The organism is Pseudomonas sp. 15C, assembly GCF_055484735.1.
In genome coordinates this window covers 1-11,096 of sequence record NZ_JBUDGD010000097.1, presented here as the reverse complement: position 1 = coordinate 11,096, position 11,096 = coordinate 1, and the positions used below count along the sequence as shown (strand labels likewise).

The following is an 11,096-nucleotide window of genomic DNA, read 5'->3' as shown; positions in this document are numbered from 1 at the left end:
GCGAAGGGACCCGAGCTTGCGAGGGCCGTACGTAGGAGCAAGCGTTTTGGGTTACCTTTTTGGCGTTTGAAAAAGGTGACCCGCTGTAAGAGCGGAACCATAAGTAGCCGTGACCGCAGCAACGGATATGTACTCAAAAATCAGAAAAACCAGCGCCTGAAAGAAAGCCATCGCCAGCAGGCTGGCTCCCACATTGGAACTGAGTACATCAGCCAGAAACTTGTCGGCTCAGAGGCCGCCATCGCTGGCAAGCCAGCTCCCACAGGGTTCGCGGTGTATCAACACCTCATCAGTGATGAAAGCCTTCGCGAGCAGGTTCGCTCCCACAAGTTACCGGTGATCAAGGCTGAAACCATTCACGCCGCTCAGCAAAGGTATGGCGAACAAGCTCGGTAAGTGTCTGCACCTCCGGCACCCGCTCAGACTCAGCACTAACCGCCAGCCAGGCCTGCAACTGCATGGGCTCGGCAAACAGCCCAGGCAACGCAATCACCCCCCGATCAAACCGGCTCATGTACGCCGGCAACAACCCGATGCACGCGCCGCAGCGAATCATCTCCAGCATCAATTCATACGACTGCATCTGCACCACCCCCGCCAGGCGCTGCTCGACCAGTTCATTCCACGGACGAAAGCTGTCGATCTGCCGATCGTGCTGCCACTGCACCAACATGAAATCAGCAAGATCGTCCGGCGTTTCCGGGCGCGCGGTCACGCGGGAATAGCGTTTGGCGATGTGCGGCAGGTAATCCAGACAGGCCAGCCGCTGCGGTTCGCTCGTGGCAAAGGTCGGGCCAGGATGCGGAGTTGAGCCGTGGGCGAGCCAGAGAACAATGTCGGCACTGACCGCGCGCAATGACAATTCGCTGTCCAGCGCAATGATCTCCAGACGCACACTGGCGTTGCGCCGCAGCAGCGCGATCAGGTCGCGGCCGAGAATGTCGTGAAGGATCGATTCGGCCACCGCGAGACGAATCAGCGGCTGTTCGATCACCGGCAATTTGCGCTCAAAGGCCAGGGTGATCAGTCGAGCCTGAAGTTGCTGGCCTTCGCGGGTCAGGCTCAAGGCGCTGCCCTGAAAGCTGAACAGACTGTGCTGCAATTGCTGTTCGAGTTGCGCGAGTTGTTTGCGCAGCAGCGTCGAGCGCACATTGAGACTCCGCGCCGCTTGCATGAAACAGCCGCAACGGGCGCTGACAAGGAAGTACTGCGCGACTTCGCTGTCGATGGCGGCGGCGTGGCTGAGCCAGGTTTCCTGTTTGTGTTCAGGCGAGCGGTAATCGCTGGTGCCGGCGCGTCCTGCGGGTTCGGTGAATGACATTGATGACTCCCTGTCGATCTTTGTATTTTGGTGGCTTCCAGCACTTTTAACTATTTCTGAACCCAGTGGAGATCCTGTGGGAGCTGGCTTGCCAGCGATGAGGCCAGCAGATCCAACATCATGGGTGACTGATAAGCCGCCATCGCTGGCAAGCCAGCTCCCACAGGTTACTCAGTGAAGGTGAAATCAGTGTTTTTCCTCCAGGACTTTATTGAGCTCGGCGCCGTCGATGCTCAGCGTGGCGGTGTTGAGCATGCCGTCCAGGTACGCCTGGGCGATCTGTTCCTGGCGCTGTGCACGCAGGGCCTGGGTCAGTTGATCGCGCAGTTCGTCCAGCGTCGCGGTGCGAGCCGGTTGCTGTTCGGTGAGTTTGATCACATGAAAACCAGCGGCGCTTTGCACAGGATCAGACACGGCGCCGACCTTGAGCTGGGCGACGGCGCCACGCACCTCCGGAACCAGTTGCTGCAACGGTTGCAGCCCACTATCACCGCCCCGCTCCGCCGTGACGCGATCCTGCGAATACTGCGTCGCCAGTGCGGCAAATTCCGCTGGTGTGGCCTGCGCTTTCTTGCTCAATTCAAAGGCTTGTTTGCGCACCGTTTCCAGCGTCGAAGCGTCGCTGACGCCAAGGAAAATCTGACTGACCCGATACAGCGCCGGCGTCTGCCAATTGGCCTTGCCCGCCTCGTACGCCTGCTGAATTTCAGCCGCACTCGGATAGTCCGCCGGCACCTGACTCACCGAGCGCAGATAATCGCGGAAGACAATCTGCTCAGTCGCCGCCCTGGTCTGCCGTACGATCTCCGGGCGCTGCGCCCAACCCTGCGCGTCAGCCTGTTCCAGCACCGCTTTTTCGGCCAGACGCGTGCGAATCCAGCGTTCCAGCGCCTCACGGTTGCCGTGCAGCTTTTCCCGAGCTTCGGGCGCAACGGTCGCCAGCAACGCCTGTAACTCGTCTGGCGAAACCTGCTGATTACCCAACCGCGCCACCGCAGGCCCCGCAGCAACCGCCGCGACAGGCGACGATTGCTGGGCGGCAACCGGGTCAGAGCCCGGGCGCAGCACCAGCGCCACGGCCACCACCAACAGCGCCACCGCAGCGGCGCTGATCACCACGGCAGGCTTTTTCACAGCGCGACTTCCTCTTGCTCGGCGACTGGCGCTTTGGCGGTAGCGGCCTGTGTGGCCTGACTGAAATCACGCAGGTAGACGATGAATTCCTGCAACAGTCGATCCCACAATTCGAGATTGCCGCGCAGATGATCGTGGCTCACGCCAGCGGCCAGCACCACGTCCATTTCCATCACCAGAAACTCGCCCTGCAACGACAACCGCGCGAAGCGCCGGGTGGCGTTCCACTGCTCGGCCACACCCGGCGGCAACTCGCCTTGCACGCGCAGCGCACAGCTGAAGGTGAAGTCGACGTAGCTGCCCTGCTCCGCCGCCGGGTTGCCGAACCGCACCGCGTAGCCGATGCCCTGGCTGGCGCTGAGCAACTGCACGATGCCGTTCTGCTCGGTCTGGTTGACGCGATAACCGGCGGCTTGCAGCACCTCGGTCAGAGATTGTGGCGATACATGGCTGATGAGTTGAGTCATTGCTTCTTCCTTGCCTGTCAGTGGGCGCGCGCGGCTTGCGGCGCATCGAATTGAGTTTTGTAAAGGTCGTCACCGAAGCCTTGAGCCAATTCATCGAACTTGACCCGCGCACTCCCTGCGAAGGGCTGGCGGATTTTCATCACCTCGGCGACGTCGATTTTTTCGTAGGCCGTGAGGATCTGCTTGGCGACGCCGTACATCTGTTGATTCTTGGCTGAACATTGCTGCACTTGTGTGTCACGCTCGCTCAATTGCGCTTCAAGCCTGGCGCGTTCCGCCTCTTTGCCACGGGCCATGACCAACAAGTCGTCATAGGCTTTCTTGAACTTGCCGGTCTGCTCGACGCTGGCCGCCACTTGCGCCTGCGCCTGGCTATGCAGGCTCTGTTGCTGGCCGGCGAGCTGCTCGGCAATGCCTTGGGCCTTGGCCAGTTGCGCCGTCAGCTGCTTGATCTGCGCCTGCGCCGCCTTGGCTTCGTTCTGCGCTGCCAGTTGCGCGGCGCTGGCCTGGGCCTGCTGACTTTGCAGAGCCTGAAGCTGCTGAGTGGTGCTGCGCAACTGCGTGCGCAGGCGTTCTTCCATGCCTTCGGCATTCGCACCAGTGGCGATCAACAGGCCGAGCCCGAGCAACACGAATCGCGATTTCATAAGCCTCTCCCGGCGCTTTAGAAGCGCGTGTTGATCTCAAGCTGCAAGACGTCGATGTCGTACGGCGCGCCGTACACCGCCTCGGTGCTCATCCAGCGACCGGTGGCGTAAACGTTCTTCGCCAGACCGTAATTGCCGCCGAGGAAATAGCCCTTGGCGTTGGTCCCGCCGAGGTGGAACGACGAGTCGTTGAAGCCGTCCGGCAAGGCATCCGGCTGGATGTATTTGTAGCCAGCGAACATGTTCCAGTCGCCCTGCTTTTTCAGGTCCAGCGCACTGCCGAGGGTGAACTGCACCATCCACGCGTTGGCGCCGCTTTCGAGGTCGCCGTTGCTGTCGAGGTTGTTGACGATCTGCCCCGCCGAACGCCTGCGCATGTCGCCTTCGTTGTAGGCGAGGTTGTGGATGTAGTTGCCCTGGCTGCGCAGTTTGAAATCTTCCGGCAGGTCGGCATCCCAAACCATATTGAGATCGAGCAGATTGAATTCCGAGGCGAGGCCGACAAATTGCGGTTGCGGCGTGGTCGTCGGGTTGAGCGGGTTCGGCGTAATGTCGCGCAGCAGGAACACGCTGTTGCCCTTCTGCATGAACGCCGCGCGGCTGCCATCGCTGTCACAGCCAGGGGCGCCGGCCCACGGTTCGCAAGGCGCCGAGCGCTGGCCTTCGATATCGTCGAAGCGGTAGTAAGCCAATGCGCCTTTCAAGCGGTTATTGCTGTTGATCGCCCATTTGGCGCCGATCTGCGCGCCGTACAGCCACTTGTTGTCGCTCTCTTCCTTGTCGAAGCCGTTGCTGCTGGCGGTGTCGTTGGTGTAGTCGACCGGGAACGCGCCGACGGTGCCGAACACGCCCCAGTCGCGGTTGAGCTTGTGATCGAACAGCGCTGCGACGCCATCGAAATTCAAGTCGTTTGAATAGAGCATGTCGGTGGACATGAACGGGTTGGCAAAGCGCCCGCCGGTCAGGGTCAGCTCATCGCTCGGCTTCCAGTTCAAATAACCTTGATCAAGCCAGATGTCTTTCTTGGCGAAACCGCCGCCGAGGTTTTGCGTGGTCGAGACCGGGTTGTTGTCCGAGCCGGTGCCGATGCGAATGCCGGCGGTCCACTGCGGCGAGATCTCGGCTTTCATGCCCAGCCGTGCGCGAATGCGGAACTGGTTGGTGCGGTCTTCGCGGGTATTGAGCAGCGGCGGCAGGCTGGTGCTGCTGTTGGGATTGACGTCATACGGGCCGTTGTTGTTGAGCTTGGCGAAGTCGACGATCTCGTTGCTGTTGCTGTCCGAGTAGTAGCGCGATTCGTTGCGCAGACGAATGTCGCCGTCGAAGCTGATGCGCGCAGCCCATTCCGGGAAGCTGTTGGGCGCCGCCCAGTTTTCCTGTTTCGCGGTGGCCATGACCTCGGCTTTGACCTGATCGCGGATCTGGTCACGCACCGCCGCCGGCACGTATTGCACACGGACATCGCCCGGTGCGGCGACCGGTCCGGCCGCAACCGCCGTGGTCGCGGCGGCCTGCCTGGCCTGGACGGCCTCGTTCTGCGCCTGAGCGATCAAAGCATCGGCCTTGTCCTGTTTGAGAATGCCCTGCTCGACCAGCAAGCGGATCAGATTGATCGTGGCGTTCTCCGACGGTGCCGGCGCGGCCACGGCCTGACCGACCAGGGTCGCAACGACCATGCCGACCGCCAGGGACAATCGATTCACATTGGAAATCATCTGCACACAACTCCTTTTGGCCAAGCTCGAAGGCCTGGCAATAAACAGGCTGGGTTAACCCGGACGCCGCCCTTGCAGGGACAGGCGCACGGGCAAAGTGATCGAGGCCGGAGGCCGTTCGCTAAGGGCCGGCGCGCCACGCAGCGCGGCCAGCACCTGGGTATCGATTTGCGGGTTGCCGCTGGACTTGATCAGCTCGACGCGGGTGATCTCGCCGACGCTGCTCAGCCACACATCCGCCTGCAACGAGAACGCGAGGTTGCGCAGTTCCGGGTTTTCGCGTAGCAAGCGCTGGAAGGTGAACGCGAGGAACTGGCTGTACGTGCCGGTGCCCAAACGCCCGCCGCCGGCCCCGGCCATGCCGCCGCCCTTGCCCGCGCCGATGTTGAAGGCGTCGCTGCCGCTTTGCGCATCGCCGTCCATTTGCATCGGGTTGGCCAGATCGTCCGCCGGCGATGGCGGCGCTTCTTCCTCGGGCTTGACCTCTTGCGGCTCGGGCGTTGGCTCGGGCTCGACGACTTTTTCTTCCACCGGGGTTTCCGGCTCCGGCGGTTTTTCCGGCGGCGGAGGTGGCGGTGGCGGCAACGGAATGATCGTCGGCACCTTCGGCGCTTCGCGGCGCACGCCGGCCATGTCGTTGGCCCACTGCCAGAGGAACCATGCAGCCAAAGCAGCGATGAGCAGACCGGCGCCCCACTTCGCATAACGCAGCGGCGACTTCTTCACCGGCAAGGGCTCGATCGGAAGTTGTGCAGTCATGACTCAGCCCTGACTCGGTTTGCCGGTGACGAGACCGACCTGGGACAGTTCGAGCCGGCGCAACAGATCCAGCACTTCGATGACTTTCTGGTACTGCACCGTCGCATCGCCGCGCACGATCACCGGGAAATCCGGGCTCTGCGCTTTCTCTATGCGCAGGCGCTCTTCCAGCTCGGCGAGGGTCACCGGGTAGGCATCGAGAAACACCTGGCCGCCGTCATTTACCGAAATCGCCTTGGTCTTGGCTTCCGACAGCGACACCGAGGCGCTGGCCTTGGGCAGGTTGATCTGAATCCCGGAGACCTGCGCGGTGGCGGTGAGGATGAACATCACCAGCACCACCATCAGCACGTCGACCAGCGGCGTGATGTTGATGCTGTCCACTGCGGCATCTTCGTCATCGTCGTGGGAGGCATTTACGGACGCCATGTCAGTGCTCCTCAGGCCGGTACGGAATGGTTGGCGTGATGGCCGCGCGCATGCGTGGATTCACTGAACTGGCTCTCGCCATGCATCTCCGCCAGACGGGTGATGAATTCGTCGACGAACACGCGCATGTCGGCGCTGACCTCCTTGTTGCGGGTGATCAGGCGGTTGTAGCCAAACAGCGCCGGGATCGCGACGAACAGGCCCATGGCGGTGGCGAGCAAGGCGGCGGCCATGCCCGGTGCGATCGCATTGATGTTGACGTCACCGGCCATCGCCGTGCCGAGGAACACCACCATGATCCCCAGCACCGTGCCGAGCAGGCCGATGTACGGGCCGCCAGCGATGGCATTGGACAGGGTCGAGAGTTTCGAACTCAGTTGCTGGTTCTCACGGGTGCGCACACCGTCCATCGAGCAGCGGATGGCCTCGATGGTCGCTGCCGAAACCGACGAGGTATCGGCGCCCTGCTCGCGACGGGTGCGGATCTCTTTGACCGCCACCAGATACAGGCGCCACAGCGACGAATGTTGCAGGCGCTGAGCGAGTTGCGTGTCGTCGGCGAACATCTCCAGGCGCGTGCCGACCTTGGCGAAATGCGTGCGGAAGTCTTCGTTGGCCGCGGTGACACGGCCGAGGGTGCGGTTCTTGCGCAGCATGATGATCCACGACTGGAACATCATCAGCACCAGCACGGCAATGATCACCCAGGCGTCCACCGGCACCGCATTGAGCAGGAAACCGAGGCTGCCGAAACCGAAACCGGACTGTTCTTCATCGACGCCGTAAGCCACCAGCTTCGACTCGGCACCCTGCGAGGTGGCATCGGCCAACAGCAGCGCGGCCGGACGGGCGACCTTCGACAGGCGCAGCTCATCAATAGCGCCCACAAACGGCTGGAACGGCCCTTCGTGCAGATCGGCACCGATGGCCATGACCGAGTTGAACGCCGGCATCGCCTGGGCCAACGCAGCGCTCTCGCGACCGTTGATGTACAGGGTGACTTTCGAACCTTCGGCGGTCAGCGCGACGTGTTGCCATTGCGCGGGCGTCAGCGCCTGGGTGGCAGCGGCGCGTTGGCCGTCAATTTCCACGAACGGCAGACCTTGGCTAATACCGATCAGCAGGCTTTGCGTGCCTTCGCGGCGAGCCAGAATCAGTTGCTCGCCACTGGCCTGATCCACACGCAGCCAGGCGCTGAAAGTGAACGCACTGCCAGCGTTGTGCTGCAGCGAAGGGCTGGCCGGCAGCAGCAACGGCTGACCGCTGAACTGCAAGGCACGCCCGACCACGCCGTCAATCGCCGCACCAGTCGCGCTCTGCGCGGTGTTGCCGTAGGCGGTGGTGTCTTTGGCGGGGGTGCCGGTGGCACCGTCGAAATGGTAGAGCGCGGTGTAATTCGGGTCGAAGGTCAGTTGGCCGTTGCCGGTCGCCGGCGCCTTCTGATTGCCGTAATACATCCAGATGTCCTGACGCTGCCCGCCCTCGACGTTCGGCACGTCGACCCAGATCAGCGCCATGCCCATCAGCGCGTCGAAGCTTTCGATCTGATGGTTGAGCACGGTTTTGTCATCGGCGGCGACAAAGCGCAGGTCCGAGCCGTCCTCTTTCACCCCGTCGAAGGTGAAGTTGCCGGTGTGCAAACGCACCAGCAGCGCCGTGCGACCGAGCGCCTGATTGATCGCCGCGCCCTGCGGCGTGGTGTCGACGGCGATCTGTTTGCGGTAATGCCAGTCGTCCTGCCACCAGGCCTGAGCCGTGGCCGGGAGCACGAAGCCCAGGCAGATCAACAGGGAAAGAATGAGGCGCTGCATGAAAAGTGCTCCTGGTTAGAAAGTGGCCTGAAGGTTGAAGTGCAGGCGCGATTCCTGTTTCGAGGTGTTCGGCCCTTCGAGTAGCGGGTAGCCCCAGTCGAGGCTGCCGGACAGCCATTTACTCAGGCTGGCGCGGGTGCCGATGCCGACACTGGCCAGGGCGTAGTTGGCGTCCTGATCCGGCAGTTCGTCGCGCAGATAGAGTTGTGCGCCTTCGGCGAAGGCGTAGAAGCGCCAGTCCTGCATCCAGGTGCCGGCGAACTTCGCCAGCGACGGTGTGCGCAGTTCCTGACTGAGCAGGTAACCGTCATCCGCGGTGCGTTCGGCAGCCAGATAGCCGCGCACCGAAGTCGCGCCGCCGGCGGAGAATTGTTCGTTGGAAACCAGTGGGCCTGAGGCCAGTTGGAACGCCGCTTTGGTCGCGCTCTGCCAATCGCTGTCGAAGGTCCAGGTGTAACTGGTGTCGCCCTTGAGCACGGCGAAGCTCGGTTTGGCGCGGTAGCGTTTGTAGTCGAAATCTTCGTCGGAACTGCCGTAGCCAAAAATGCTGCGCGTGGCCGCGACCAGGCTCAAACCGAGGCCGAGCTGGCTTTTGTCGCTGTAGCGATAGCCGTTGTAGGCGAAGGTGAACGGCGCGTATTGCAGCGGGACTTTGTCGCTCTCGCCGGACAGGGTCAGGCGCTCGTCGAAGTCTTTGAAGTCGATACCGGCCGACAGCGAGTTCGACCAGTTGCCGCTCGACGGCAGTGTATAAATCGCCGAGACGCCGTAGCTGTGGCCCTTGCCGAGCACGTTGCTGCCACCGATGGTGGCGACGTTGCTGTCGGACTGATAACCGGAGAATTGCACACTCCAGCGCTCGGTCAGCGGCGCGGTGTAGGAGCCCGACCAGACTTTGGCGTTGTCGGTTTCCTGCGGCGCGGTGAAGAACGTCAGGTTGACGCTGTGGCCGAGCTGCCAGAGGTTGTTGTAGCCGAGGCTGGTGACGGTGCGCAGCTTTTCGGTGTCGGCGCTGTAATCGTTGTTGAGGCCGACGCTGGCGGTCCACGGGTTCTGGTCCTCCACCTGCAAATCGACGTCCATGGTGCCGGGGCGCTGACCTTCGCGCACCAGCGGCATCACTTGGCGCCCCGGGGTCTTGTTGAGCTGCGCCAGTTCGCCTTGGACTTTGGCGAAGTCCGGCACCTCGCCTTCCTTCAACGCCGGCACGTTGTCGCGAATGTCCAGTGGCGAATAGTGCCTGGCGCCGACCACACGCACGCGGCCAACCTTGGTTTCGCTGACTTGCAGATAGACGATGCCGTCAGCCACGGCTTGCTCCGGCAGCTCGACGAACACCGACTGATAACCGCGCTCCTGATAAGCCTTCTGCAACGCGTCGCGCGCACCTTCGATATCGCTGAGGGCTTTTTGCGGGCCGAGAAACGGATACACCGCTTCCTCGATCGCCCGCGCATCGAGCACGGTATTGCCACGTACGAAGTATTCGTTGACGTCGACCAGACGCGGCGCTGCGGCGTGTGCAGCGCCCTCTTCGGCCAGCGCCGGCTGCACGCCCGCCGTCACCAGCAGCCAGCCGCACAGCGCCAGCCGTGACTTGAAAATCGGTTCCACACTACCCCCTGAATTCGCGATGACCTGTTGGCGCTACAGCGCCCGGTGTGTTGCCGCTGTTAGTTGCCGACGTGCGGGGCGCAGGCATGTTTGCCCAGCCAGGTGTGCAACAGCGCGAAGTTCAAGGAGAACTCGGGCATTTGCAGCAACGCACCGCAGAACACTTCGCCGATGATTTTCTGAATGAGCAGCACCGCGCGCGGCTCGTTGAGCAGCGTGGCGATGTCGCGACTGAGGGCGCTGAAGCTCCAGACTTTCTGGTTCAGACCGAGGCCGACGAACCAGCGGAACAGCAGGTTGTAATTGAGCTGTTCGTAGAGCTGCTGTTCGCTGGGCACCGAATACAGCAGTTGCAAAAGCAGGATGTGCATCACCGTTTGCGCCGGAATCAGCATGCCCGGCTCGGCGTTGAGGTCGTGCAGGAGTTCGCGGTGGGCATCGAGCAAATCGTCGATCTGCGGGCGCAGCAAAACCAGCGAATGCCCCGGCGGAATGTAACTCGACACCTCTTTCAAAGCGCCCTGCCAGTCATCCTGCGAAACAATCCAGACCCACGGCGCGCCGTAGCGATACACCGACACCGGCTTCTTGCGCGCCGCCTCGACGATCTTCGACAAGCGTTGATCGAGCTCCTGCATGCCCACTTTCGAATAGCGTTCCATAGTCCCCATTGCCTCACTCCCGGCGTCCCGCCTCGGCTTGCAAAGTGCACCCCGAAGGGCCCCTCAAGCGCGTTACATAGGCATGACCGGACTGGCTATGTGCTACCGAACTTTTGTCATAAAAGCTTCATTACAGGAGATGGGCTGGCAGGGATTTCAGGTGTATGAAAACCAATGTGGGAGAAGCCAGAAACAAAAGCCCCTCACCCTAGCCCTCTCCCGGAGGGAGAGGGAACTGACCGTGGTGATTGCAAGGCGTACGCCGACATGCAATACCGAGTCGAACGCGAATTTTGGAAATCAAAAGCCCCTCACCCTAGCCCTCTCCCAGAGGGAGAGGGAACTGACCGTGGTGATTGCAAGGCATACGCCGACATGCAATACCGAGTCGAACGCGAATTTTGGAAATCAAAAGCCCCTCACCCTAGCCCTCTCCCAGAGGGAGAGGGGACTGACCGGGGTGAATGCGAGTGCTACGCCGACCTGGGATACCGAGTCGTACGCGATTTTCAAAGCCAAAGCAGATCGGCTCCCTCT

At 61.9% G+C, this 11,096-nt stretch carries 12 protein-coding genes; 2 read left to right on the top strand and 10 right to left on the bottom strand.

Annotated elements, in window-relative coordinates; genetic code table 11:
- A partial coding sequence (locus tag ACYYKW_RS25890) for a hypothetical protein (protein WP_464991530.1) occupies positions 1 to 396 on the top strand: 396 nt, incomplete at its 5' end.
- Here ACYYKW_RS25890 and ACYYKW_RS25885 read toward each other — a convergent pair.
- The 10 genes from ACYYKW_RS25885 to ACYYKW_RS25840 form a co-directional block, all read right to left on the bottom strand.
- Positions 341 to 1,321: a substrate-binding domain-containing protein gene (locus ACYYKW_RS25885; RefSeq protein WP_464991529.1), complete on the bottom strand. Its 981-nt coding sequence runs from the start codon at positions 1,319 to 1,321 to the stop codon at positions 341 to 343. The two genes, ACYYKW_RS25890 and ACYYKW_RS25885, sit on opposite strands and share 56 nt — an antisense overlap.
- Before the next feature lie 186 nt (positions 1,322 to 1,507).
- A complete protein-coding gene (locus tag ACYYKW_RS25880; RefSeq protein ID WP_464991528.1) occupies positions 1,508 to 2,455 on the bottom strand; it encodes a peptidylprolyl isomerase in 948 nt (315 codons plus the stop codon).
- Entirely contained in the window at positions 2,452 to 2,922 is a 471-nt protein-coding gene (locus ACYYKW_RS25875; RefSeq protein ID WP_464991527.1) for a YbjN domain-containing protein, read from the bottom strand. Before ACYYKW_RS25875 ends, ACYYKW_RS25880 begins: the two co-directional genes overlap by 4 nt.
- 17 nt (positions 2,923 to 2,939) lie before the next feature.
- The gene (locus tag ACYYKW_RS25870; protein WP_464991526.1) at positions 2,940 to 3,569 is read right to left on the bottom strand and encodes a DNA repair protein; all 630 of its coding nucleotides are present in this window, start codon (positions 3,567 to 3,569) and stop codon (positions 2,940 to 2,942) included.
- Between the two features lie 17 nt (positions 3,570 to 3,586).
- Positions 3,587 to 5,284: a putative porin gene (locus ACYYKW_RS25865; RefSeq protein ID WP_090283174.1), complete on the bottom strand. Its 1,698-nt coding sequence runs from the start codon at positions 5,282 to 5,284 to the stop codon at positions 3,587 to 3,589.
- A 54-nt stretch (positions 5,285 to 5,338) separates the two neighbouring features.
- Positions 5,339 to 6,043 carry an energy transducer TonB family protein gene (locus ACYYKW_RS25860; protein WP_090283173.1) on the bottom strand — a complete coding sequence of 235 codons (705 nt, stop codon included), beginning with the start codon at positions 6,041 to 6,043 and terminating at the stop codon, positions 5,339 to 5,341.
- A 3-nt stretch (positions 6,044 to 6,046) separates the two neighbouring features.
- A complete protein-coding gene (locus tag ACYYKW_RS25855) occupies positions 6,047 to 6,472 on the bottom strand; it encodes an ExbD/TolR family protein (RefSeq protein WP_007915482.1) in 426 nt (141 codons plus the stop codon).
- An 11-nt stretch (positions 6,473 to 6,483) separates the two neighbouring features.
- The gene (locus tag ACYYKW_RS25850) at positions 6,484 to 8,283 is read right to left on the bottom strand and encodes a DUF2341 domain-containing protein (RefSeq protein ID WP_464991525.1); all 1,800 of its coding nucleotides are present in this window, start codon (positions 8,281 to 8,283) and stop codon (positions 6,484 to 6,486) included.
- Between the two features lie 15 nt (positions 8,284 to 8,298).
- A complete protein-coding gene (locus ACYYKW_RS25845) occupies positions 8,299 to 9,897 on the bottom strand; it encodes a ShlB/FhaC/HecB family hemolysin secretion/activation protein (protein WP_464991524.1) in 1,599 nt (532 codons plus the stop codon).
- A 59-nt stretch (positions 9,898 to 9,956) separates the two neighbouring features.
- Positions 9,957 to 10,568 carry a transposase gene (locus ACYYKW_RS25840; RefSeq protein WP_090283170.1) on the bottom strand — a complete coding sequence of 204 codons (612 nt, stop codon included), beginning with the start codon at positions 10,566 to 10,568 and terminating at the stop codon, positions 9,957 to 9,959.
- Positions 10,569 to 10,641: 73 nt separating this feature from the next.
- On the opposite strand from ACYYKW_RS25840, the gene ACYYKW_RS25835 reads away from it, so the two are divergent.
- Positions 10,642 to 11,096 (top strand): hypothetical protein (locus tag ACYYKW_RS25835; RefSeq protein ID WP_464991523.1); only part of this gene is annotated, 455 nt, incomplete at its 3' end.

Bases quoted from the DNA above. Each gene is read 5' to 3' on its own strand.
- ACYYKW_RS25885 (WP_464991529.1), bottom strand. From the start codon at position 1,321: ATGTCATTCACCGAACCCGCAGGACGCGCCGGCACCAGCGATTACCGC.
- ACYYKW_RS25850 (WP_464991525.1), bottom strand. From the start codon at position 8,283: ATGCAGCGCCTCATTCTTTCCCTGTTGATCTGCCTGGGCTTCGTGCTC.
- ACYYKW_RS25860 (WP_090283173.1), bottom strand. From the start codon at position 6,043: ATGACTGCACAACTTCCGATCGAGCCCTTGCCGGTGAAGAAGTCGCCG.
- ACYYKW_RS25855 (WP_007915482.1), bottom strand. From the start codon at position 6,472: ATGGCGTCCGTAAATGCCTCCCACGACGATGACGAAGATGCCGCAGTG.
- ACYYKW_RS25865 (WP_090283174.1), bottom strand. From the start codon at position 5,284: ATGATTTCCAATGTGAATCGATTGTCCCTGGCGGTCGGCATGGTCGTT.
- ACYYKW_RS25870 (WP_464991526.1), bottom strand. From the start codon at position 3,569: ATGAAATCGCGATTCGTGTTGCTCGGGCTCGGCCTGTTGATCGCCACT.
- ACYYKW_RS25875 (WP_464991527.1), bottom strand. From the start codon at position 2,922: ATGACTCAACTCATCAGCCATGTATCGCCACAATCTCTGACCGAGGTG.
- ACYYKW_RS25840 (WP_090283170.1), bottom strand. From the start codon at position 10,568: ATGGGGACTATGGAACGCTATTCGAAAGTGGGCATGCAGGAGCTCGAT.